At 61.9% G+C, this 22,679-nt stretch carries 19 protein-coding genes; 7 read left to right on the top strand and 12 right to left on the bottom strand.

The window, feature by feature from the left end:
• The first annotated feature begins 225 nt into the window (after positions 1 to 225).
• Both ACJ8PE_RS10730 and ACJ8PE_RS10725 read left to right on the top strand, forming a co-directional pair.
• Complete coding sequence (locus tag ACJ8PE_RS10730) at positions 226 to 1,623, top strand: purine-cytosine permease family protein (RefSeq protein ID WP_042785387.1); 1,398 nt, start codon at positions 226 to 228, stop codon at positions 1,621 to 1,623.
• Positions 1,620 to 2,552: a PfkB family carbohydrate kinase gene (locus tag ACJ8PE_RS10725; RefSeq protein WP_197792702.1), complete on the top strand. Its 933-nt coding sequence runs from the start codon at positions 1,620 to 1,622 to the stop codon at positions 2,550 to 2,552. The genes ACJ8PE_RS10730 and ACJ8PE_RS10725 overlap by 4 nt, the downstream gene beginning before the upstream one ends.
• A gap of 34 nt (positions 2,553 to 2,586) precedes the next feature.
• Here the strand turns inward: ACJ8PE_RS10725 and ACJ8PE_RS10720 are convergent, their stop codons facing one another.
• Both ACJ8PE_RS10720 and xapA read right to left on the bottom strand, forming a co-directional pair.
• The gene (locus ACJ8PE_RS10720; RefSeq protein ID WP_197792703.1) at positions 2,587 to 3,837 is read right to left on the bottom strand and encodes a nucleoside permease; all 1,251 of its coding nucleotides are present in this window, start codon (positions 3,835 to 3,837) and stop codon (positions 2,587 to 2,589) included.
• A gap of 81 nt (positions 3,838 to 3,918) precedes the next feature.
• Positions 3,919 to 4,740, bottom strand: a complete 822-nt coding sequence (xapA, locus tag ACJ8PE_RS10715; protein ID WP_033651299.1) for a xanthosine phosphorylase — start codon at positions 4,738 to 4,740, stop codon at positions 3,919 to 3,921.
• A gap of 136 nt (positions 4,741 to 4,876) precedes the next feature.
• On the opposite strand from xapA, the gene ACJ8PE_RS10710 reads away from it, so the two are divergent.
• Complete coding sequence (locus ACJ8PE_RS10710) at positions 4,877 to 5,788, top strand: LysR family transcriptional regulator (RefSeq protein ID WP_042785390.1); 912 nt, start codon at positions 4,877 to 4,879, stop codon at positions 5,786 to 5,788.
• A 17-nt stretch (positions 5,789 to 5,805) separates the two neighbouring features.
• Here ACJ8PE_RS10710 and ftsP read toward each other — a convergent pair whose 3' ends face one another.
• The 3 genes from ftsP to parC form a co-directional block, all read right to left on the bottom strand.
• A complete protein-coding gene (gene ftsP, locus ACJ8PE_RS10705) occupies positions 5,806 to 7,221 on the bottom strand; it encodes a cell division protein FtsP (RefSeq protein WP_197792704.1) in 1,416 nt (471 codons plus the stop codon).
• A 132-nt stretch (positions 7,222 to 7,353) separates the two neighbouring features.
• Complete coding sequence (locus ACJ8PE_RS10700) at positions 7,354 to 8,088, bottom strand: 1-acylglycerol-3-phosphate O-acyltransferase (RefSeq protein ID WP_004937266.1); 735 nt, start codon at positions 8,086 to 8,088, stop codon at positions 7,354 to 7,356.
• 246 nt (positions 8,089 to 8,334) lie between these two features.
• The gene (gene parC / locus ACJ8PE_RS10695; RefSeq protein ID WP_004937261.1) at positions 8,335 to 10,608 is read right to left on the bottom strand and encodes a DNA topoisomerase IV subunit A; all 2,274 of its coding nucleotides are present in this window, start codon (positions 10,606 to 10,608) and stop codon (positions 8,335 to 8,337) included.
• A gap of 325 nt (positions 10,609 to 10,933) precedes the next feature.
• Between parC and ACJ8PE_RS10690 the strand changes: the two genes are divergently transcribed.
• Both ACJ8PE_RS10690 and ACJ8PE_RS10685 read left to right on the top strand, forming a co-directional pair.
• Positions 10,934 to 11,515 (top strand): NAD(P)H-dependent oxidoreductase, encoded by a 582-nt coding sequence (locus ACJ8PE_RS10690; protein ID WP_042785391.1) that lies wholly within the window; start codon positions 10,934 to 10,936, stop codon positions 11,513 to 11,515.
• A 33-nt stretch (positions 11,516 to 11,548) separates the two neighbouring features.
• Positions 11,549 to 11,857, top strand: a complete 309-nt coding sequence (locus tag ACJ8PE_RS10685) for a putative quinol monooxygenase (RefSeq protein WP_033644613.1) — start codon at positions 11,549 to 11,551, stop codon at positions 11,855 to 11,857.
• A gap of 8 nt (positions 11,858 to 11,865) precedes the next feature.
• Here the strand turns inward: ACJ8PE_RS10685 and ACJ8PE_RS10680 are convergent, their stop codons facing one another.
• From ACJ8PE_RS10680 to nudF, 6 genes are all read right to left on the bottom strand, one after another.
• Positions 11,866 to 12,762 carry a LysR substrate-binding domain-containing protein gene (locus ACJ8PE_RS10680; protein ID WP_197792706.1) on the bottom strand — a complete coding sequence of 299 codons (897 nt, stop codon included), beginning with the start codon at positions 12,760 to 12,762 and terminating at the stop codon, positions 11,866 to 11,868.
• An 82-nt stretch (positions 12,763 to 12,844) separates the two neighbouring features.
• The gene (gene parE / locus ACJ8PE_RS10675) at positions 12,845 to 14,740 is read right to left on the bottom strand and encodes a DNA topoisomerase IV subunit B (RefSeq protein ID WP_004937254.1); all 1,896 of its coding nucleotides are present in this window, start codon (positions 14,738 to 14,740) and stop codon (positions 12,845 to 12,847) included.
• A gap of 46 nt (positions 14,741 to 14,786) precedes the next feature.
• Positions 14,787 to 15,371, bottom strand: coding sequence for an esterase YqiA (gene yqiA / locus ACJ8PE_RS10670; RefSeq protein ID WP_004937252.1), 585 nt, complete (start codon positions 15,369 to 15,371; stop codon positions 14,787 to 14,789).
• Entirely contained in the window at positions 15,371 to 16,198 is an 828-nt protein-coding gene (gene cpdA / locus ACJ8PE_RS10665) for a 3',5'-cyclic-AMP phosphodiesterase (RefSeq protein WP_004937250.1), read from the bottom strand. Before cpdA ends, yqiA begins: the two co-directional genes overlap by 1 nt.
• A 27-nt stretch (positions 16,199 to 16,225) precedes the next feature.
• Positions 16,226 to 16,651 carry a DUF1249 family protein gene (locus ACJ8PE_RS10660; RefSeq protein ID WP_033651295.1) on the bottom strand — a complete coding sequence of 142 codons (426 nt, stop codon included), beginning with the start codon at positions 16,649 to 16,651 and terminating at the stop codon, positions 16,226 to 16,228.
• Positions 16,651 to 17,283: an ADP-ribose diphosphatase gene (gene nudF / locus ACJ8PE_RS10655; RefSeq protein WP_004937242.1), complete on the bottom strand. Its 633-nt coding sequence runs from the start codon at positions 17,281 to 17,283 to the stop codon at positions 16,651 to 16,653. The genes ACJ8PE_RS10660 and nudF overlap by 1 nt, the downstream gene beginning before the upstream one ends.
• Positions 17,284 to 17,630: 347 nt before the next feature.
• On the opposite strand from nudF, the gene hasF reads away from it, so the two are divergent.
• Together hasF and dhaR are read left to right on the top strand one after the other, a co-directional pair.
• Positions 17,631 to 19,148, top strand: coding sequence for a multidrug efflux transporter outer membrane subunit HasF (hasF, locus tag ACJ8PE_RS10650; protein WP_033644608.1), 1,518 nt, complete (start codon positions 17,631 to 17,633; stop codon positions 19,146 to 19,148).
• Between the two features lie 150 nt (positions 19,149 to 19,298).
• On the top strand, positions 19,299 to 21,248 hold the full coding sequence (dhaR, locus tag ACJ8PE_RS10645) for a dihydroxyacetone kinase operon transcriptional regulator DhaR (protein WP_197792707.1): 1,950 nt from the start codon (positions 19,299 to 19,301) through the stop codon (positions 21,246 to 21,248).
• Here dhaR and dhaM read toward each other — a convergent pair.
• A complete protein-coding gene (dhaM, locus tag ACJ8PE_RS10640; protein WP_197759922.1) occupies positions 21,245 to 22,675 on the bottom strand; it encodes a dihydroxyacetone kinase phosphoryl donor subunit DhaM in 1,431 nt (476 codons plus the stop codon). The two genes, dhaR and dhaM, sit on opposite strands and share 4 nt — an antisense overlap.
• Between the last annotated feature and the right edge of the window lie 4 nt (positions 22,676 to 22,679).

Genomic DNA, 22,679 nt, shown 5'->3' with positions numbered 1-22,679 from the left:
ATCCCCTCGCGCGATCCCCCTTGCGCCGGGTGAAACGGACTGATGCCTGCAAATAAAAACGTTCTCTCTCTTCCAAACTCCGCTGCAGACCCACTCTTTGTCTACACTCATTGGCGCCGTGCGGTCGGCAAGCCTCATCCGAGGCGGCGGCCGCAGCGCCAACAAAATCGCTTTTCAGTTAACTGCGGCGGCCCTCAAGGCCCTGCGCAACAGGGATCAATTGCTATGACCGATATCAATCGCAATGAAGCATGGAAGGTAGAGAGCACCGGTATCGACCGGGTGCCGGATGCGGAACAGACCGGGCGGCCCATCGAGCTGTTTTGGATCTGGTCTGCAGCCAATATCGGCATTCTCGGCGTGGTGTATGGCGCCATCATCGTCGGCTTCGGCTTATCCTTCCTGCAATCGGTGCTCGCCGCCTTGTTCGGCGTCGCCAGCTTCGTGCTGGTTGGCCTCACCAGCTTCGCCGGCAAGCGCGGGCGCACCTCTACGCTGACGCTGTCGCGAGTGATTTTCGGGCTGAAGGGCAACGTGGCGCCTACCCTGTTCAGTTGGATCAATCTGATGGGCTGGGAAGCGGTCAACGTGATCACCGGCACCCTGACGCTGGCGGCGCTGTTCGAGGCCTTCGGGCTGGGAGCCAGCCATCTGCTGACTGCGCTCAGCCTGTTGCTGTTCGCCGGGCTCACTATCGTCGTCAGCCTGCTGGGGCAGAATACCGTAGTCTGGATGCAAAGCTGGTTCAGCCGCATCTTCGGCACCATGACGCTGATCGTGGTGCTCTATATCCTGTTCAACACCGAGTGGAGCCAGGTACTGGCGCTGCCTTCCGGCAGCTGGCTGACCGGCTTCCTGCCGGCGGTCTCGGTGATCGCCGCCGGTACCGGCATCAGTTGGGCGATCGCCGGCGCCGATTACAGCCGCTATCAAAGCCCGAATTCGTCGAGCAAAAGCATTTTCGCCGCGGTGATGGGCGGCGCCTGTTTGCCGCTGATGCTGCTGATGCTGGCCGGCATTCTGCTTTCCGTGCAGCTGCCCGATCTGGCCAACGCCGCCAATCCCATCGCGCTGATAGGCTCAGTGCTGCCCGCCTGGATGGCGATCCCTTATCTGCTGGCCGCCACCGCCGGCATCGTCACCATCGCGGTGCTCAGCCTGTATTCCGCCAGCCTTAACCTGCTGACCATCGGCGTGCAGGTCAAACAGTGGTTGGCGGTATCGATCGACGCCGTGGTGGTGCTGGGTATCGCCCTGTATGTGCTGTTCATCTCCGGCGATTTTATGGGGCCGTTCATCTCCTTCCTGGTGTTCTGCGGGGTGTTCCTGGCAGCCTGGGAGGCGATTTTCCTGCTCGATTACCTGTGCCTGCGCCGCCGCCACGGGTATGATGGCAACGCTTTGTACGGCCTGCATGGCCAGAACCGCGGCGTGCGCAAAGCCCCGCTGTTCTGCTGGTTCCTCGGCGCCCTGTGCGGCCTGCTGGTCACCAAAACCGGTTTTATCGACGGCCCGCTGGCTAAAGGCTTGTTTGCCGACTCCAGCCTGGGGCTGTTTGTGTCGTTTGCGGTTAGTCTGATCGCTTACGGTCTGTACCTGACCCAACGCAGAGAACATCAATGAATGAGTGGGAAGCTGTAACGCCTGTCCTGGTGATAGGGGGCGCGGTCGGCGATCTGGTGATGGCGCTGCCGCGCCTGCCGACCAGCGGCGAAGATATCGAAGCCCAGCCGCAGGCGCGGCAAATCGGCGGTTGCGCGTTCAACGTGGCGCGCGCGCTGACGCGCCTTGAAGTGCCGGTGATCAACGGTATGCCGGTCGGCAACGGCGAATGGGGCGCGGCGATCGAAGCCGCCATGGGCGAACTGGGGCTGGAGGTGCTGTTGCGCCACGGCCAGATGGACAATGGCTGGTGCCTGGCGCTGGTGGAGCCGAACGGCGAACGCACCTTCATCACGGTTTCCGGTTGCGAAAGCCAATGGAATAAAGCGCAGCTGGCCACGCTGCCGTTGACGGAACACACCCTGATCTACGCCAGCGGCTACGAGCTGGCGGGCGAAAACGGCGAAGCGCTGCGCGAGTGGCTGACGCGCATGCCGTTCGACCAACCGCGTCTGATCGATCCCGGCCCGCGCATCGCCCAGCTCAGCGAAGATTTCCTCGCCATGCTCAGCGACAGCCACACCCTGCTGACGCTCAACCGCGACGAAGTGGCCGCGCTGTGCGGCGCCGGCGACGCCGTGGATGCCGCGCAGCGCTATGCCGCCGCCCGTAACCTGACGCTGATCTGCCGCCTGGATCGCGACGGCGCCTGGATCTGCGACGGCCGCACGCCGCCGCTGCACGTTCCCGCCTATCCGGTGGACGTCATCGATACCATCGGCGCGGGCGATGCCCACTGCGCCGGTTTGCTGGCGGGGCTGTCCGCCGGCTGGCCGCTGCCGCGGGCGGTCGATCTGGCCAACCGGGTCGCCGCCTGCGTGGTGGCCAGCCTCGGCGCCGCCAATCCGCCGGACCGGCATCAACTGCAACAATGCTTCCCGCAGGCCTGACGTTTCAGGGCGCCACCATCCAGCGCCCTCAGCCTTACTGCGCCGCCGCCGCACTCTCCTGCGGCGAGTGGCGATAGTTGAAGCTCAACGCGAACACAATCCCCAGCACCAGCGTATACAGCGCAAACACCAGCCAGATGCTCTGCCAGTCTTTCACGCCGTCATGGCTGAAGAAATCCACCACTTCGCCGCTGGCGAGCGCCCCCACATAGGCGCCCAGACCGTTGACCATGGTCATGAACAGCCCCTGCGCGCTGGCGCGGATGCGGTGATCGGCCTCCTTCTCGACGAAAATGGCGCCGGAGATATTAAAGAAGTCGAACGCGCAACCGTAAACGATCATCGACAACAGCAGCAGCACGAAACCAAAACCGACCGGCGTGCCGTACGCCAGGAACAGGAAACGCAGCGTCCAGGCCGCCATGCTGATCAGCATCACCTGCTTGATGCCGTAACGGCGCAGGAAAAAGGGAATGGTGAGGATAAAGAACACTTCAGAGATCTGCGACAGCGACAGCAGCACCGCCGGATACCGGACGCTGAGGCTGTCCTGATACAGCGGATTGAGCGACAGATCGTGCAGGAACGGGTTGCCGAAGGTGTTGGTTATCTGCAGCGCCGCGCCGAGCAACATGGCGAACAGGAAAAACAGCGCCATGCGCCGCTGGCGAAACAGCACCAGCGCATCCAGCCCCAGCACGCTCACCCAGCGCTTCGACTCGGCCGCGCGGTTGGTCGGGCAGCGCGGCAGCGTCAGCGAATAGGCGGACAGCAGCAGCGACGCCGCAGAAGCCAGGTACAGCTGCAGATTACTGAGCTCGATTTGGCTGAAACCGACCAGCCACATTGCCAGGATGAATCCCACGGTGCCGTACACCCGCACCGGCGGAAAGTCCTTTACCGTGTCAAAGCCGTGCTTCTCCAGGCAAAAATAGGAAATGGCGTTGGAGAGTGCAATGGTCGGCATATAGACCATCGCGTTGAACAGCATCACCCAGAACATCAGCATCGGTTGCTCAACCTGCGCCGCACAGTACAGCGCCAACGCCCCGAGCAGGTGGCAAAGCGCATACAGGTAGTTGGCCCTCATCCAACGGTCGGCGATGATGCCCGCCAGGCCCGGCATGATCAGCGCCGCGATCCCCTTGGCGCTGTAAACCATTCCCACCTGCATGCCGCTGAAATGCAGCGTGTTGATCATATAGGAGCCCAGCGTCACCAGCCAGGCACCCCAGATAAAGAACTGCAGTAAAATCATCACCTTCAATCGTGTTTTTATCGCCATCGCCATCACCTTGTTATTATGCTTTCAACGATGTTTGGTGCGGCGGGCCCCCTGCAGCCCGCCGCCGGTTTGCTTACGGTGTCACAGCGTTTTGAACAGCTCACGGATCAGGCGCATGAAATCGTCCGCCGCCAGCGCCGCGCAGCTGAGCGTTTGTTCGTGAGAAAGAGGCGTATCCGACAGCCCTTCGGCGTAGTTGGTCATCGCGGACACCACCAGCACCTTGAGGCCGCAGTGGCGCGCCGTCAGGACTTCCGGCACGATCGACATGCCCACGACGTCGCAGCCGAGGGTCTGCATCATGCGGATCTCCGCCGGCGTTTCGAAGTTCGGCCCGGTGTAAGCGGCGAACACCCCTTCCGCCAGCGGGATGCCCGCGCTTTCGGCCACCGCCGCCAGCTGGGCGCGCAGATCGCGATCGTAGGCGTTCGCCAGGCTGAAGAAGCGCGGCCCGAAGCGCTCGTCGTTGGCGCCGACCAGCGGCGATTCCGGCATGAAATTGATATGATCGGTAATGGCCACCAGGCTGCCCGGCGCCACCGAGCGGCGCAGCGAACCGGCGGCGTTGGTCGCCAACAGGAATTCGCAGCCCAGCAGTTTGAAGGTGCGTACCGCGGTGGTCATCACCTGCATACCGCGCCCTTCATAGAAATGACCGCGCCCTTTCATGCACAATACCGGTACGCCCTCCAGCTTGCCGGCGACCAGTTGCCCGGCGTGGCCGGCGACGCCGCTCACCGGGAAGCCCGGCAGCGCCGCGTAATCGAGGGTGACGGTTTCGGTCATCACCTCCGCCAGAGCGCCGAGCCCGGAGCCGAGAATCAAGGCCGCTTTCGGCTGAAAACCGGGCAGACGTGCGCGGACAACATCGGCGCAGATAAAAGCATCTTCTTGATTAAACATCGTATTCTCTCTTTAAGCGGGGGACAATAAGCCCCATAGTAGAGAGCGAGGCGCGGCCGAGACCAATACATTCTTGGCGGCCGATTTATTCCATTTATCTATAAGTTGCGCTGCGTCACAGGAGGCGATACCCCGGATGAACCCGCCCCATGCCCTGCCCGATCCCGGTCGGATTAACTTCCGCCTGCTGCACTATTTCCGCGTGGTGGCGGAAGAGATGAATTTCACTCAGGCGGCGCGGCGGTTGAATATGTCACAGCCGCCGCTCAGCAAGCACATCAAAGAGCTGGAGAGCCAGCTCGGCGTGGTGCTGTTCAAACGCACCACCCGCTCCATGACGCTGACGCCGGCCGGCCGCACACTGCTGCGCAACGTCGAGCGGCTGCTGGATCAGGCCGACAGCGCGCTGCATCAGGTGCAACAAATGGGGCGCGGCGAAGGCGGCCACATGGTGGTCGGCATGGTCGGCACCTCGGCCTGGGGCGGCTTGATTGCGGCGCTGCGGCGGTTCAGCGAGCAGAGCGTCGGCGCTACCTGGTCGTTGAATGAGCTGACGCCCAGCCAGCAAATCGCCGCGCTGCAAAAGCGGCATATCGATATCGGGGTATGGCGAGAGGCGCAGCAGCAGACGCTGCCGGGATTGAGCTGCCAACGGCTGGCGCGCGAAAGCATCGCCGTGGTGCTGCCGCTCGATCATCCGCTGGCGCAGCAGGAGAATATCCCACTGGCGGCGCTGCAAAACGACAGCTTCATCGTGCTGCCGCCGCATGAGGCCAGCCTGGGGCTGTATCTGCACAATCTGTGTCTGCAGCAGGGATTTTTGCCGGACGTCGCTTATCAGGTCAATGAACCGCAAACCCTGCTGGCGCTGGTGGCGGAAGGCTGCGGCATTACGCTGCTGCCGGACAGCTACGGCCGCATTCCGTGGCCCGGCGTGCGGTTTTGCTCGCTGCAGCAGGCGCCCCCGGCGGATCTGTATGCGGTATACCGTACCGACAGCGTCACGCCGGTGGTGCAGGCTTTTTTGGCGATGCTGCGGGCGCCCTAAGCGGCCCGCAGAGCGGGTTACATCGTCGGCTGCACCATCAGCTGGCCGGCGGTGCCGCGATCGGCCATCTCCAGCGTCTGGCTGTAATACAGGAACGGGAAGTGTTCGGAGGTGGATTGGTTGAAATACACCAGCAGCTCGACGTCGCCATCGACCCAGACGGTGTCCTTCCAGCCGCGATCTTCCGCCATCGGCTGCGCGCCGTTGACGCGTTTGATCAGGAACTGCACGCCCTGAATATGGAATGACTGCGGCGTATCCGCATGAATGTTCCAGCGTTCCCAGGTACCTTGCTGCGCCTGTACGTCGATGCGGTTCATGTCCCAAATTGCGCCGTTGATGCCGACGCCGCCGTCGCCCAGGCGGAAATCGCGGGTGCGGCTGGCGCTGCCGTCCAACAGCTGATCCGCCAGCAGGCGCATCGGCAGGTTGTCGGTCACCAGCGGCAGCAGGCCGGTCGGGCGCAGCGTCAGCACCTGTGTGGACACCAGAATGCTCGACGGCTCGAACAGGCCGCGCAGGCGATCCATGATGCCCGCCGCTTCACCGGCGGTGATGGTCACCTCGTCGCCCTTCGACATGTCGATCAGCACTTCCCGGCGTTCGCCCGGCGCCAGCGACAACTGCTGCACCGCGACCGGCGCGGGCAGGAAGCCCTGATCGCTGGCGATCACGTTGAATGGGCGCCCGTCGCTGAGCTGCAGGGTATAGCGGCGCGCGTTGGAGGCGTTGAGCAGGCGCAAACGCACCCAGCCGCGCGACACCTCGACATACGGGTTTTGCACGCCGTTGACCAACAGCGTATCGCCGACGAAGCCGCCCTGCGACGGCGCATCGTATTGCGGCGTGCCGAAGTTATCGAAGCGCTTGTCCTGAATGATCAGCGGGAAATCGTCGACGCCGTAGTGGTTGGGCAGCGGCAGCGCTTTGCTGACGGCATCCTCCACCAGCCACAGCCCGGCCAGCCCGTTGTACACGTGTGGCGCCATGCGGTTTGGCGTGTTGGCGTGGTACCAGCAGGTAGCCGCCGCCTGACGAATGGGCAGCACCGGCGACCAGTCGACGTTGGGCGACATCATGCGCGGCGCGCCGCCCATCAGCGTGCCCGGCACCTGCAGACCGCTGATGGTCATCGCCACCGGCTCCTGCAGGCGGTTGCTGTAGATCAGTTTGACGTCGTCGCCGCTGTAAACCCGCACCGTCGGCCCCAGGTACATGCCGTTGATGCCCCACACCGCCGCTTTGCGGTTATCCATAAACGCCCAGTGGGCGCGCTGCAAGGTCAGGAACAGCGGCTGACCGCGGCGAGACTCCAGCAGCGGGGGAATGGGTAATGGGGTCTGCGTTCCGCTCGCCTCAGCCCTCAGCGGCACGGCGCCCGCGCACAGCGCCAGGCCCGATGCCTGTAAAAACTGACGTCGACTGAGTGACATATTTTCTCCATGAAAAGCAATAACTAAACCGTGTGCAAAACCCAAACGCCCGCCAATCAAGATTAGCAGGCGCTCAGGCGTTAACGGCGCTGAACGCCAATTAAAAAACTCTTCTTTGAAGCCGGTAGACTCTTATTTTTTGGCGGCGTTGCGCTGGGCGACTTCGGCGTCCAATTCGGCGATTTTCGCCTCCATCAGCTCGCGGCAATGGGCCGCCAGCTCGCGCACGTTTTCTTTGCCGTATTTGCTGGTATCCACCGGCGCCAACATCTCGACGATCACATGGCCGTTATTCCAACGATTAAGATTTATATTACCGCTGGTGGTGGATACGCAGATAGGCACAATCGGCACGCCGGCGGCGATGGCCGCGTGGAACGCGCCGGTTTTAAACGGCATCAGCCCACGGCCGCGGCTGCGGGTTCCTTCCGGGAACATCCAGATCGAAATGTCTTTCTTCTTGAACTGCTCCGCCACCTGGGCGATGGTGCCGTGCGCCTTGGCGCGATTATCACGATCTATCAGCAGATTACCGGTCAGCCAATACAGCGGGCCGAAAAACGGGATCCACACCAGACTTTTTTTACCGACCGTCACGGTGCGCGGCTGCACGATATTAGAGGCCGTCACCATGTCGTAGTTATTTTGGTGGTTGGCGATATAGATGCAGTTGCCGTTGTTGGCCGCATCGGCCGGCACGCGGGTTTCAACCTTGATGCCGAACAGCGTCGACAGACGGCCGAAAAGATGGCCGAAGGTCGCCACATGGCGAGGATTACGCGGACTGAACAAGCAATAAACCGAACCGAAAATACACACCAGAATACAGAAAAGAGTGGCAAGAACGGCACGCAAAATCAATAACATAACAACCTCATTAGCACACTGCCAACGCAGTTTACTTCGCTGCGCAGATTCCTTTACTCATTATTTGCCGACCAGGCGGAAAGCACGCCTATGTCGCCTGCATTTCTCGCTATTTTCCCGCCAGGCGGCAGTACGCACAATAATTTTATGCGCAGAAATGTTAACTATTTGGAAAATAAACGCCAGCAAAAATAAATAAGGCGGCCACAGCATGCTGCGACCGCCCGTTAACGCTGGTGCCAACGCTTACTCTTCGCTGTCGCCACCCGACGCCCGCACCGGCGCATCCACTTCGACGCGATCGATGCGCTGCAGGCCGCGCGGCAGTTGGGTGCCCTTGCGGCCGCGTTCCGCACGGAACTTCTGCAGATCTTCCGGACGCAGCGTCAGCTTGCGTTTGCCGACGTGCAGCGTGACGGACGCCTGCGGCGGCAGCACGAACAGCCAGGCCAGCTTGTCTTCACCGGCGGCGGCCTGCGCCGCCGGAATGGAGACGATCTTGTTGCCCTTGCCCTTCGACAGCTGCGGCAGATCGGCGACCGGGAACATCAGCATGCGCCCGGCGGCGGTGATCGACAGCAGCATATCGTCTGCGCCATGGATCTCCATCGGCGGCAGCGCTCTGGCGTTGTCCGGCAGCGTGATCATCACCTTGCCGGCGCGGTTGCGCGCCACCAGGTCGTTAAAGGTGCAGACGAAACCGTAACCGGCGTCGGACGCCATCAGCAGCTTCTGATCGTCGGCCGCCATCAGCACCTGCTCGATGGTGGCGCCCGGCGGCGGCGTCAGCTTGCCGGTCAGCGGCTCGCCCTGCCCGCGCGCCGAAGGCAACGTCATCGGATCGAGCGCATAGCTGCGCCCGGTAGAGTCGATAAACACCACCGGCTGATTGCTCTTGCCGCGCGCCGCGCCGCGGAAGCTGTCGCCGGCCTTGTAGCTCAACCCGGTCGGATCGATGTCATGGCCCTTGGCGCTGCGCACCCAGCCCATTTCCGACAGCACGATGGTCACCGGCTCGGACGGCACGAAGTCGTGCTCGCTCATCGCCTTGGCTTCCGCGCGCTCGGTCAGCGGCGAACGGCGATCGTCGCCGTAGGTCTGCGCATCGGCCTGGATCTCTTTCTTAATCAGCGTATTCAGCTTGCGTTCGGACGCCAGCAGCGCCTGCAGCTGATCGCGCTCTTTCGCCAGTTCGTCCTGCTCGCCGCGGATCTTGACCTCTTCCAGCTTGGCCAGGTGACGCAGTTTCAGCTCGAGGATCGCTTCCGCCTGGGTATCGGAGATGCCGAAACGCTGCATCAGCACCGGCTTCGGCTCATCCTCGCTGCGGATGATGTGGATCACCTCGTCGATGTTGAGGAACGCCACCAGCAAACCTTCGAGGATATGCAGGCGCTTGAGCACCTTCTCGAGGCGGTAGTTCAGGCGGCGACGCACCGTATCGCGACGGTAGGCCAGCCATTCGGTGAGGATCTCCACCAGCCCTTTCACCTGCGGGCGGTTGTCCAGACCGATCATGTTCATGTTGATGCGGTAGCTGCGCTCCAGATCGGTGGTGGCGAACAGGTGATTCATCACCTGCTCCAGATCGATGCGGTTGGAACGTGGCACGATCACCAGACGCGTCGGGTTCTCGTGATCGGATTCGTCGCGCAGGTCTTCGACCATCGGCAGCTTCTTGGCGCGCATCTGGCTGGCTATCTGCTCCAGCACCTTGGCGCCGGAAACCTGATGCGGCAAGGCGGTGATCACCGCGCTGCCATCCTCTTTCTTCCACACGGCGCGCATGCGCACCGAGCCGCGGCCGCTCTGGTAAATTTTGCGAATTTCATCGCGCGGGGTGATGATCTCGGCTTCGGTCGGGAAGTCCGGCCCCTGCACGAACTCGAGCAGGTCATCGAGCGAAGCGCCCGGCTTGTCGAGCAGCGCCACCGCGGCGGCGGCGACTTCGCGCACGTTGTGCGGCGGAATGTCGGTCGCCATGCCGACCGCGATGCCGGTGGTGCCGTTCAGCAGGATGTTCGGCAGGCGCGCCGGCAACATCTTCGGCTCTTGCAGCGTGCCGTCAAAGTTCGGGATCCAGTCGACCGTGCCCTGGCCCAGCTCGGCCAGCAAGACCTCGGCGTATTTGGAGAGGCGCGATTCGGTATAACGCATCGCCGCGAACGACTTGGGATCGTCCGGCGCACCCCAGTTCCCCTGGCCGTCCACCAGCGGATAGCGATACGAGAACGGCTGCGCCATCAGCACCATGGCTTCATAACACGCGCTGTCGCCGTGCGGGTGATATTTACCCAGCACGTCGCCCACGGTGCGGGCGGACTTCTTGAATTTGGCGCTGTTGGTCAGCCCCAGTTCAGACATGGCGTAGATGATGCGGCGTTGTACCGGCTTCAAACCGTCGCCAATGTACGGCAACGCCCGATCCATGATGACGTACATGGAATAGTTCAGATAGGCGTTTTCAGTGAATGTGTGCAGCGGTAAACGCTCTACACCGTCATGAGTCAGATCACTCATTACTCAATTATCCTCAGACCGTGGCTTGGCAATCCCTTGGACGACAAAAGGCATCGCTTGTCGATTCTGCCCGCGATAGTAACCCATCTGCAGGGTGGCTGTCACAGTTGGCGCAAGGATCGCCGGCGGCGGCCGGTTGCGCGCTGCGGTTTATGCAAAATTTCGCTGTCTGGCGGCCCGTTTATTGACTGGCAGTCAACACTGTTGTGCGCTGGATCGCATTTTTACTTGCCTGCCTAACGATTACACTCGTCGCCAGCGAGCTGGTTTCCGCCTTTTCGGCGGGAAGCATGCCATATCTTAACTCTGACGGGAGCCGCGAAAGATGAGCAATATCCTGATTATCAACGCTAAAAAACAATTCGGCCATTCCAACGGCGAACTCAACCAAACCCTGAGCGACGTGGCGGAAAGCTTCCTGCGCGATCTGCAGCACGATGTGCAGGTCACCGTGGTCGACGACGGTTATGACATCGAAGCAGAGGTAAAGAAATACCTGTGGGCCGACGCGGTCATCTACCAGATGCCGGGCTGGTGGATGGGCGAACCCTGGATCCTGAAAAAATATATCGATGAAGTGTTCACCGCCGGTCACGGCAGCCTGTATGCCAGCGACGGCCGCTCTCGTTCTGACGAAAGCAAAAAATATGGCTCCGGCGGCCTGATCCAGGGCAAAAAATACCTGCTGAGCCTGACCTGGAACGCCCCGCTGGAGGCCTTCACCGATCCCGATCAGTTCTTCCACGGCGTCGGCGTCGACGGCGTTTACCTGCACTTCCACAAGGCCAACCAGTTCCTGGGAATGGAAGCGCTGCCGACCTTTATCTGCAATGACGTGATAAAACAACCGGATATCGAAGCGGACATCGCACGTTATCGCGAGCATCTGGCGAAAATTTTTGCTTAACTGACGCAGGACATACTCATCAACGAGGTCAGCATGATCACCGTAATCGCAGAAATCAAAGTGAAACCCGGCCACCGCGCCACCGTACTGCAAGCCATTGAAAAGCTGGTGCCGCTGGTGCTGGCGGAAGAAGGCTGCGGCGAATACACGCCGATGGTCGACAGCAATACCCAGGCGCCGTGGCAGAAGCGGTCGCCGGATTCGGTGTTCATGCTGGAGAAATGGGAAAGCATGGCGCATCTGGAAAAACATCTGGCCATTGAGCACATGCTCAAACACCGCGACACCCTCAAAGACAGCGTGCTGGACACCGAGATCTACATCCTGGAAAACGCCCTGTAAGCTCCGCCTTATAACGTCTGCGCGTCGATGTGCGCGCTGACGTAGTCAAGAAAACAGGTGATGCGCGCCGCCAATTGCGTATTGCGGTAATACACCGCATTAATCGGCTGGCGCACGTCCAGCGTCTCCTGCTCCAGCAACGTCACCAACTTGCCCGCTTCCCGATCGCGTCGGGTCATAAAGTCTGCCAGCTGTACGATCCCCTCGCCCCGCAGCGCCAATTGCCGCAGCGTTTCACCGCTGGACGCCGAGATCGTCGGCGTGATGGTGAAATGCGGCGCCTGGCGATAGCGCAACGGCCACTGGTTCAGCGATTCCGGCTGGGTAAAACCGAGCAGACAATGCCGGTGCAACGCCTCCACGCTCTGCGGCGTGCCGTGCTTCTGCAGATAAGCCGGGCTGGCGAGGATGCGCAACCGGCTGGCGCCCAGCGCGCGCGCATGAATGGTCGAATCGCGCAACGCGCCGATGCGAATGGCGATATCCGTGCGTTTTTCCAGCAGATCGATGATCAGATTGTCGGTGTTCAGCTCGAGCGAAATTTGCGGATAACGTTCCCTGAACCCCGCCACCAGCGGCACGATGACGTGCTCCATAAAAGGCGCAGCCGCATTGATCCGCAGTCGCCCGGCCGGCATCTGCCGGCGCACCGCCATTTGTTCTTCGGCATTTTCCACCGAGCTGATGATCGTACGCGCATGGCTCAGGAAGCTTTGCCCCTCTTCGGTTAGCTCCAGGCGACGCGTAGTGCGGCGCATCAGCGTGGTATCGAGCTTATTCTCCAGGCGGCTGAGCGCGCGGCTGATGCCGGAAGTCGTCTGGCCGAGCCGATCGGCGGCGGCGGTGATGGAACCGCTGTCGACCACCGAAGTGAACGCCAGCAATTCTTCGAGCGTGATCTTCATGCATTCCGGCCCAGGTTATCGGGCGCCGCATGAACGCCCTGCGGGAAAGCCGGCCCGGCGTTTCACCGGGCCAGGGTCAGGCTCAGACCGCCAATTCGGCCATGTCGCCCTTGTCTTGCAGCCAGTTGCGGCGATCTTCCGAACGCTTCTTGGCCAACAGCATGTCCATCACCGCCAGCGTCTGATCGACATCATCTTCCGCGACCGTCAATTGCACCAGACGGCGGGTGTTCGGATCGAGGGTGGTTTCGCGCAGCTGCAGCGGGTTCATCTCGCCCAGCCCTTTAAAGCGCTGGACGTTCGGCTTGCCTTTCTTGCGCTTCAGCTGTTCCAGCACGCCGGCTTTCTCTTCTTCATCCAGCGCGTAGAACACCTCTTTACCAAGATCGATGCGGTACAGCGGCGGCATGGCCACATAAACGTGCCCGCCTTTCACCAGCGAACGGAAGTGGCGCACGAACAGCGCGCACAGCAGCGTAGCGATGTGCAGGCCGTCGGAGTCCGCATCCGCCAGGATGCAGATTTTGCCGTAGCGCAACTGGCTGAGATCTTCGCTGTCCGGATCGATGCCGATCGCCACGGAAATGTCATGCACTTCCTGCGAGGCCAGCACTTCGTCCGAGGAGACTTCCCAGGTATTCAGGATCTTGCCCTTCAGCGGCATGATCGCCTGATATTCGCGATCGCGCGCCTGCTTGGCCGATCCGCCCGCCGAATCCCCTTCCACCAGGAACAGTTCGGTCATGGCCAGATCCTGCGAGGTGCAGTCCGCCAGCTTGCCCGGCAGCGCCGGCCCGCTGGTCAGCTTCTTGCGCACCACTTTCTTGGCGGCGCGCAGACGGCGTTGGGCGCTGGAAATCGCCAGCTCGGCCAGCTGTTCCGCCGCCTGAACGTTCTGGTTCAGCCACAGGCTGAAGGCGTCTTTCACCACGCCGGAAACGAAGGCCGCGCACTGACGCGAGGAGAGACGCTCTTTGGTCTGCCCGGCGAACTGCGGATCCTGCATCTTCACCGACAGCACGTAGGCGCAGCGATCCCAGATATCCTCCGCCGACAGCTTCACGCCACGCGGCAGAATATTGCGGAATTCGCAGAACTCGCGCATCGCGTCCAGCAACCCCTGACGCAGGCCGTTGACGTGGGTGCCGCCCTGCATGGTCGGGATCAGGTTGACGTAGCTTTCGGTCAGCAGCTCGCCGCCTTCCGGCAGCCACAGCAGCGCCCAGTCCACCGCTTCGGTGTCACCGGCGAAGTTGCCGACGAACGGCGCTTCCGGCAGGGTGATCAGGCCGTTAACCGCTTCCATCAGGTAGTCGGTCAGGCCGTCCTGGTAGCACCAGCGCTGCTCGGTGTTGTTCACCTTATCGATGAAATAGATCTCGACGCCGGGGCACAGCACCGCTTTGGCCTTCAGCAGGTGAGTCAGGCGCGATACCGAGAAACGCGGGCTGTCGAAGAACTGTTCGTCGGGCCAGAAGTGCACGCTGGTGCCGGTGTTGCGTTTGCCGCAGGTGCCGGTCACCGTCAGATCTTGCACTTTGTCGCCGTTTTCGAAGGCGATGCTGTAAACGTTGCCGTCGCGGCGCACGTTGACTTCCACCCGCTTCGACAGGGCGTTGACCACCGAGATACCCACGCCGTGCAGGCCGCCGGAGAACTGGTAGTTTTTATTCGAGAATTTACCGCCGGCGTGCAGCCGACACAGGATCAACTCAACCGCCGGCACGCCCTCTTCCGGGTGGATGTCCACCGGCATGCCGCGGCCGTCGTCGATCACTTCCAGCGACTGATCGGCGTGCAGGATCACGTCGATGCGCTTGGCGTGGCCGGCCAACGCTTCGTCGACGCTGTTATCGATCACCTCTTGGCCGAGGTGGTTTGGGCGCGTCGTGTCGGTATACATGCCGGGACGACGGCGCACTGGTTCTAGACCGCTGAGTACTTCAATGGCATCAGCGTTATAGCTGGATTGAGTCATCGTTGATTATTTTTTCGTGGTTAAAGGGAGGTGCCGGAACGGTCCGTCAGACCGCGTTTAGCCCTAAAAAATCCACAATCTGGGGGAAGTAGTGCTCGAAACCGACGAAGGCGTGGTTTCCACCCGACTCCACCGTTTGCCGACACGCGGTGTAATACGCCACTGCCTGGCCGTAATCGAGAATTTCATCGCCCGTTTGCTGCAGCAGCCAGATTAAATCCGGCGACTCCAAAGGATCGATCTGCATCACTTTCAGATCGTAAACGTGACGAGACTCTAACACATATTGCTGGCCGGTGTAGGGGTTCTCGTTGGCGCCGAGATAGTCGACCAGCAGCTCAAACGGCTTGACCGCCGGGTTGACCACCACCGCCGGCAGCGAAAAACACTGCGACAGCCAGGTGGCGTAATAGCCGCCCAGCGAGGACCCCACCAATCCGAGCGTTTGTCCGGCGCGTTCCAGCACCAGATTTTCCAGCATTTCGGCGGCCTCCGCCGGAAAGGCCGGCAACTGCGGCACCAGCATCTCGATAGCGGGATGGTGTTCGGCCAGCCAGGCCTTGAAGGCCACCGCCTTGGCCGACTGCGGCGAGCTGTTGAAACCGTGCAGGTAGAGCAGTGTCGAAGGCATCAGTATCCATCCGAGTCCATATCGGGGCGGAAATCGTCGTTTTCCAGGCGGAACACCTGCGTCTCGACGCGGCCGTCCGGCAACAGATCGAGGTAACGCCAGCCGGGGGAGACGTCGTCGATGGTAAAGTTAGTGCAGTGCGGCTTGAATTGCACGCAGGTGGACGGCGTCGCCAACAGACGCCGGCCCTGCCATTCCAGATCCAGATCCTGGTGAATATGACCGCACACCACGGTATTCACCTTCGGGTAGCGCAACAGGATCGCGCCCAGCATATGCGGGTTGCGCAGGCTGTGCTGATCGAGCCAGGTGCAGCCGGAAGGCAGCGGATGGTGGTGCAGCAGCAACAGCGTGTAACGCTCGGGGTGCGCCTGCAGGCAGCGCTCCATCCACTCGAGCTGGTATTCGCTCAGCTCGCCGTGCGGTACGCCGAACACCTGGCTGTCCAACATCAGCACCTGCCAGTTATCGCCCAGCAGCACCTGCTTGGAAGGGGCGATGCCGGCGGCGGCCAACGCGTCGACCATCGCCGGTTGGAAATCGTGGTTGCCCGGCAGCCACACGCACGGGGCCGGCAGTTGCGCGATGCCGGCGGCGAAGTGGCGGTACGCCTCCTGCGAATGATCCTGCGCCAAATCTCCCGTGGCGACGATCAAATCGACATCGCGGCGCTGCGCCTGAATGGCGTCCAGCACCGCGTGATAGCTGCGATAGGTATTGATGCCGAGCAACGTCTCGTGTTCGCCGGCAAAAAGGTGGGTATCTGTTATTTGTAGAATCCTGACCGCGGCCCCACTCGCCACGGGCAGTTTAAACAGGCTTTCCAAATGGTGTCCTTTGTTATTTCAGTCTGTCTAACAAACCGGAACCGCCATCGCTCCATGCGCCAAACAGTAGCGCAGCCAATCAGCAAGAAACTGGTTAATTTGATGCTTTTCGTCGCGTTGATGCAACTTTTTATTAGGATAATCATAACGCGCTTTAAAGCGGTAGATCTGCTGACTGGAACACACTTCCGCAACCATGGCGTCATGGTATAACCGCACCGTCATCGCGGGCAGGCTCCAGTAGCTGACCGCCGGAAAGATCTGCTCGATCTCCACCAGCGACGTGTAACGCGTGGACTCAACGATGGTCAAACGATAGCTAGCGCCGTTCACCTGATAAGTCACCGTTTCGCCCGCTTCGTCGTTGCGCGGCAGCAAGCGGCGCAATTGCGCGAAGTTGGTTTCGCACAATCTCATCATTTCGGGGAAATCAGGGGTATAGCGCTGTTTCATTAGTTGGCCCACTCTTTTCTCAACGATTCATGGTGCAACGCCAGCCATTGCAATGCAATCACTGATGCGGCGTTATCGATCGCGCCCTCTTCCACCCAGCGGTAAGCCTGCTCGCGGCTGACCACGTGGACGCGAATATCTTCATGCTCTTCCGCCAGGCCGTGGATGCCTTCGGCAGTGCCGGCATCCACCTCGCCGACCATGATCGACAAGCGTTCGCTGGTGCCGCCTGGGCTGGCCAGATAGCTCAGCACCGGCTTGCAGCGCCCGACCACCACGCCGGCTTCTTCCTGCGCTTCGCGGCGGCACACGTCTTCGACGCTTTCGCCGGTTTCGATCATACCCGCCACCATTTCCAGCAGCCAGGGCGAATTACTGGTATCGACCGCGGCGATGCGCAGTTGTTCAATCAGCACCACTTCATCGCGCACCGGGTCGTAGGGCAGCAGCACCGCCGCATGGCCGCGCTCGAAAATTTCACGCGTGATTTCAGGACTCATTTCGCCATTGAACAAGCGATGGCGAAACCGGTATAAATTGAGTGAAAAAAAACCACGGTACAGCGTCTCGCGTGCAATAATTTCTACATCTTTTTTATCGAAGGTGACGGGTGACGGCTGCGAACGGTTCATGCGCGAATTCTCCTGCGTGAGTATGCCGATAAAATAAACGGTTTTGATGACAGAAACAGCGGGTCTCACCGCCGCCGCTTTATGTTAGGCTGTTTTTCGCCGCCGGACGCGGCGCGTTTGTGCGCTCGCGGGTAATAGCGGGAAACAATCCTGATTGTCAGCCATAATATCAGCTGCAGTCGGCCCGGGCAGTACGCCAAGGTAAATGGGCGGTCTGAAAGGTAAAAGTTACGTGAGATGGCACATTCAGCCACCTGATGCGTACCGCAGACTCTGCTAGAATCGGCAACTATTTCGTCTATCGTCAGCGCTAACATAGCAATATTGCTGCACAACAAGGAATGCAAATGAAGAAACTGCTCCCCCTTCTTATCGGACTGAGCCTGGGCGGCTTCAGTGCAATGAGCCAGGCAGAGAACCTGCTGCAGGTCTACAAACAGGCCAGGGAAAGTAACCCGGATCTGCGCAAAAGTGCTGCTGACCGCGACGCCGCATTCGAAAAGATCAATGAAGCGCGCAGCCCGCTGCTGCCGCAGCTCGGTTTAACCGCAGGTTACGATTACACCAACGGTTATCGTGACAGCAATGGCGTTAACAGCAACGTCACCAGCGGTTCGCTGGCATTGACGCAGACCCTCTTCGACATGTCGAAATGGCGCCAGCTGACGCTGCAGGAAAAGAGCGCCGGCATCTCCGACGTCACCTTCCAGACCGCAGAGCAGTCGCTGATTCTCAACACCGCCACCGCCTACTTCAACGTGCTGAAAGCGATCGACACGCTGTCGTACACCCAGGCGCAGAAAGACGCGGTGTACCGCACGCTGGATCAAACCACTCAGCGCTTCAACGTGGGCCTGGTGGCGATCACCGACGTGCAGAACGCCCGCTCGAACTATGACACCGTGCTGGCGGCGGAAGTCTCCGCCCGCAACGATCTGGACAACGCGCTGGAAACGCTGCGTCAGGTCACCGGCAGCTTCTACCCTGAGCTGGCCTCGCTGAACACCGATCGCTTCAGCACCCAGCGCCCGGAAGCGGTGAACAACCTGCTGAAAGAAGCGGAAGCGCGCAACCTGAGCCTGCTGTCCGCCCGCCTGAGCCAGGATCTGGCGCGCGAACAGATCCGTGCCGCACAGACCGGCTATATGCCGACGATTGACGTCAGCGCGTCAACCGGCATCAGCAATACCAAATACAACGGCTCAAACACCGGCGGCGCGAATGCCGCACGCTACAGCGACTCCGATGCGGGCCAAAATAAAGTGGGCATCAGCTTCAACCTGCCGCTGTACAGCGGCGGCGCGACCAACTCGCAGGTTAAACAAGCGCAGTACGGCTTCGTCGGCGCCAGCGAGCAGCTGGAAAGCGCTCACCGCAGCGTGGTGCAGACCGTGCGTTCATCGTTCAACAACGTTAACGCTTCGATCAGCAGCATCAACGCCTACAAACAGGCGGTGATCTCCGCACAGAGCTCCCTGGACGCGATGGAAGCCGGTTATCAGGTCGGTACCCGCACCATCGTCGATGTGCTGGACGCCACCACCACGCTGTATAACGCCAAACGTCAGCTGTCCGATGCGCGTTATACCTATTTGATCAACCAGCTGAACATCAAGTCGGCGCTCGGCACGCTGAACCAGAACGATCTGCTGCTGCTGAACGGCGCGTTGGGCAAGCCGGTATCGACCGCGCCTGACGCCGTCGCACCGCAAAACCGCGCGCAGGACGCCTATGCGGACGGTTATCAGGACAATGCGCCGATGCAACAGACTGCGGCGCCGGCACCGGCGGCCACTCGCGCATCCGCGCCGGCCGTTACCACCAGCCAACCGGCTCGCCACAGCGGCAACCCATTCCGCAACTGATGTCCGCACGCTGACAAACACGGGGTCCGGCCTGCGCCGCGCCCCGTTTTTTTTGTCCCGATTTTCCCCGCTTCTGCCCGCCGCCTCACAGCCGCCGCTGCGCCAGGTGATATCATCGTCACTCTCGTTTTCGCAGTTGGATGAGGTTCGATGGACAACGATTCACGTTGGCAGCAACTGATTAACGACGGCGAACTGCCGCCGCCGCTGCGCCCGACGCCGGCGGTGTACGCCTCCTGGCTGCGTTGCCGCAGCCTGATGCAGCCTGATGTCTGGCAAGCGCCGCACCGGGCGCAGGGCGCGACCTTCGAATCGATTTGCCGCCGCAAGAACGATCTGCTGACGCTCGGCCAGGCGGCGCTGGAAGACGCCTGCGAATACATGGAGCCGCGGCGTTGCCTGCTGATGATCCTCGACGAGAGCGGCTGCATGCTGTGGCGCTGCGGCGACGCCCAAACCTGGGAGACTCTGCAGCAACTGGGATTCGCCCCCGGCGCTTACTGGGCCGAAGGGCTGATAGGCACCAATGCCCCGGCGCTGGCGGCGGCGGAAGGCCACCCGGTGCGGGTGAGCGGTGAAGAACACGTGCGCCGGGCGCTGCACGGCTGGTCGTTCTGCGCCACGCCGGTCTACGACAACAGCGGCCGCCAGCGCGGCTCGATCGCCCTGGGTTGCCTGCTGGCCGACAGCGCCGCCGGCGATCTGTCGCTGACGCTGGCCATCGCCCGAGAAATCGGCAACTCGCTGAACGCCGACGGCCTGCTGGCGGAATCCAACCGCCATCTGAATCAGCTTTACGGCCTGCTGGACGGCGTGGACGACGGCGTCATGGCCTGGGATCACCGCGGCTACCTGCAATACATCAACCAGCGCGCCGCCGGCCTGCTGAAGCTGGACGAACAGCAGAGCCAGGGCAAGCCGCTGACGCAGTTGTTGACGCTGCCCGCGCTGCTCAAGCGCGCCATCGCCGATCGCCAACCGCTGCAACACGTCGAAGTCACCTTCGAAAGCCAGCGGCAGTTTATCGCCGCCTTGCTGACGCTCAAGCCGATTTTCGACGGCGATCGCTGCAGTTTCATCGCCCTGCTGCATCCGCTCGAACGGCTGCGCCAGTATGTCAGCAGCCAGCTGGGGCGCGTCAGCCACAGCTTCGAACAGATGCCTTCCGCCTCGCTGGAAATGCGGCGACTGATCCGTTACGGGCAGCAGGCGGCCAAAGGCCAGCATCCGATCCTGTTGCGCGGAGAAGAAGGCGTTGGCAAAGAGCTGCTCAGCCAGGCTATCCACAACGCCGGCGAGCGCGCCGCCGGGCCGTATATCGCCCTCAACTGCCAACTGCTGCCGCAGGCGCAGGGGCTGCGTGAGCTGCTGGGCAGCGACGCCAGCGAAGAAGAGGCGGGCCAGCTCAGTAAATTCGAATTGGCTAACGGCGGCACGCTGTACCTGGAACAGATCGAATACCTGCCGGCGGAGATGCAGTCGGCGCTGCTGCAGGTGCTGAAAACCGGCGTGGTGATCCGCCTCAATTCCAGCCGGGTGATCCCGGTCGATGTGCGGGTGATCGCCGGCAGCGCCGCCGATCTGCCGCTGCTGGTGCAGCAAAACCGCTTCCGCCGCCAGCTGTTTTACAGCCTGCAGGCGTTCGAGATCCAAATCCCGCCGCTGCGTCAGCGGCTGAGCGATATTCCGCTGCTGGTCAAACACCATCTGCGCACGCTGGAGCAACATTTTCAGTGTCGCTTCCGGGTGGATGACGAGGTGATGGCTCAGCTGGCGCTCTATCTGTGGCCGGGCAACGATTTGGAACTGAAAGGGGTGGTGGAGCGCGCGGCGATGATATGCCACGGCCACCACATCCAGCTTGCGGACCTGCCGGCGCACCTGCTTGGCCAACCGTCGCTGCTGGAAAGCGATCCGCAGCCCGGCGCGCCGCTGTTGACGCTGACGGACATGGAGCGCCAGGCGATCCTGCGGGCGGCGACCGTCAGCCGCGGCCAACTGACGGAAATGGCGCAGTTGCTGGGCATCGGCCGCACCACGCTGTGGCGGAAGATCAAACAGCACGGGATCGACATCCGCCAGTTCAAGCTGCGCGCCTAGTGACTGAGCTGCAACACCCCGCGCGCGGCGTCCAGCATCGCCTTCTGGCCGCTGCGGGTTTTGCTCAGGCAATCCTGCATGCCGACCACCATCGGAATGCCCATCGCCTTCGCCAGAATGGCGCTGTGCGAGAGGGCATTGCCGCCGCTCAGGCAGATGCCGAGCACCAGTCGGCGATCCAGCATCACTACCTCTGAGGGCATCAGCTCATCCATCACCAGTATTGACGGCTCTGCGAGCGCAATGGTCGGCAGCGGCTGCCCCTGCAGGTGGCACAGCGTGCGGCGCAGCATGTCGCGCACGTCCAGTTCGCGCGCCCGCATGTAGTCGTCATCCAACTCGCGGTACTCTTCGGCGATCGCCTCCAGCACCTGCCGCCAGGCCTGCTCGGCGCTGCACAACTGCTGCGCAATGCGGGTGTAAGCCGCCTGCTGCAGATCCGGATCGTCCAGCAGCATGCTGTGGGCGCCGAAGATAGCCGCCTGCGGCTTGCCGATCAGCGTGCCGGTGCGCTCCGCCAGCCGGTTGAGATCGCTCAACGTGTGCTGCAGCGCCTCCCGCAGGCGTTGCTGTTCGCCCAACACCTCGTCCGCGCGGATCCGGCGCTCGGCGGCTGACGGCCAGACACTGCGGGCCTGGAACACCGGCCCGCTGGTGACGCTTTCCGCCACCGGAATGCCGTGCAGCGAAGGCTGCTGCCGCTCGGAGACCGTCTCGCCAAAATGCTGCTCCGCCAGCGTTTTGAACGCCGCCAGCGCCTCGTCCGCCTGCGCGCCGTCGGCGATCAAACGGATGGTATCGCCGTGGCGCACCTGCAGCAGCGCCAGCTGATTGAGGCTGCGCGGATCGACGCACTGCCCCTGTTTTTCCAGCACCAGCTCGGCCTTGAACGGCGCCAGCGCTTCGACCAGCCGCGCCGCCGGGCGCGCATGCAGTCCGTGCGGGTTCTGCACCGTCCAGGTTGTGCTTTTGCCCTGCGCCAGCGGCAAGGCCGCGCGCTTCGCGGCCGGTGAAGCCTCGCCCAGCTGCGCCTGTTTAGCCTGCAGCGCACCCTGCGCCTCCGCCACCACCTGCTCCAGCGAGGCGCCGGAGTTGGCGGCCACCACCGCCGCCAGCGTGCCTTCGATCAGCGGCGCGGCGCACAGCCGCACCTTGGCGGCCAACTCCGGATCCAGCAGATCGAGCGCGGTTTCGGCACTGAGCAGCGCGCTGCCCAGATCCATCAGCACCAGAATGCCATCGCCGTCGGCGACCGCTTCGATCGCCTCCATGACGTTGACCGCGTCGGTACCGATCGGGTGCTCCTCGTCATCCACGCCCGCCGCCAGCGCCAGCTTGCAGCCGTCGCCGCGCATCATCTGCCGCGCCAGTTGCTCAACGCCGCGCGCCAGCAACGCGCTGTGCGACACCACCACGATATTAATCATCTCG

This window comes from Serratia sp. CY74737 (assembly GCF_052166775.1).
Lineage (GTDB): Bacteria > Pseudomonadota > Gammaproteobacteria > Enterobacterales > Enterobacteriaceae > Serratia > Serratia ureilytica.
Note: the sequence above shows the minus strand (reverse complement) of the source record. Positions and strands in the feature narration are given on the sequence as shown.

Coding starts and splice junctions, on each gene's coding strand:
- ACJ8PE_RS10730 (WP_042785387.1), top strand. CDS start 226: ATGACCGATATCAATCGCAATGAAGCATGGAAGGTAGAGAGCACCGGT.
- ACJ8PE_RS10725 (WP_197792702.1), top strand. CDS start 1,620: ATGAATGAGTGGGAAGCTGTAACGCCTGTCCTGGTGATAGGGGGCGCG.
- ACJ8PE_RS10720 (WP_197792703.1), bottom strand. CDS start 3,837: ATGGCGATAAAAACACGATTGAAGGTGATGATTTTACTGCAGTTCTTT.
- xapA (WP_033651299.1), bottom strand. CDS start 4,740: ATGTTTAATCAAGAAGATGCTTTTATCTGCGCCGATGTTGTCCGCGCA.
- ACJ8PE_RS10710 (WP_042785390.1), top strand. CDS start 4,877: ATGAACCCGCCCCATGCCCTGCCCGATCCCGGTCGGATTAACTTCCGC.
- ftsP (WP_197792704.1), bottom strand. CDS start 7,221: ATGTCACTCAGTCGACGTCAGTTTTTACAGGCATCGGGCCTGGCGCTG.
- ACJ8PE_RS10700 (WP_004937266.1), bottom strand. CDS start 8,088: ATGTTATTGATTTTGCGTGCCGTTCTTGCCACTCTTTTCTGTATTCTG.
- parC (WP_004937261.1), bottom strand. CDS start 10,608: ATGAGTGATCTGACTCATGACGGTGTAGAGCGTTTACCGCTGCACACA.
- ACJ8PE_RS10690 (WP_042785391.1), top strand. CDS start 10,934: ATGAGCAATATCCTGATTATCAACGCTAAAAAACAATTCGGCCATTCC.
- ACJ8PE_RS10685 (WP_033644613.1), top strand. CDS start 11,549: ATGATCACCGTAATCGCAGAAATCAAAGTGAAACCCGGCCACCGCGCC.
- ACJ8PE_RS10680 (WP_197792706.1), bottom strand. CDS start 12,762: ATGAAGATCACGCTCGAAGAATTGCTGGCGTTCACTTCGGTGGTCGAC.
- parE (WP_004937254.1), bottom strand. CDS start 14,740: ATGACTCAATCCAGCTATAACGCTGATGCCATTGAAGTACTCAGCGGT.
- yqiA (WP_004937252.1), bottom strand. CDS start 15,371: ATGCCTTCGACACTGCTCTACCTGCACGGTTTCAACAGCTCGCCGCAG.
- ACJ8PE_RS10660 (WP_033651295.1), bottom strand. CDS start 16,651: ATGAAACAGCGCTATACCCCTGATTTCCCCGAAATGATGAGATTGTGC.
- nudF (WP_004937242.1), bottom strand. CDS start 17,283: ATGAACCGTTCGCAGCCGTCACCCGTCACCTTCGATAAAAAAGATGTA.
- hasF (WP_033644608.1), top strand. CDS start 17,631: ATGAAGAAACTGCTCCCCCTTCTTATCGGACTGAGCCTGGGCGGCTTC.
- dhaR (WP_197792707.1), top strand. CDS start 19,299: ATGGACAACGATTCACGTTGGCAGCAACTGATTAACGACGGCGAACTG.
- dhaM (WP_197759922.1), bottom strand. CDS start 22,675: ATGATTAATATCGTGGTGGTGTCGCACAGCGCGTTGCTGGCGCGCGGC.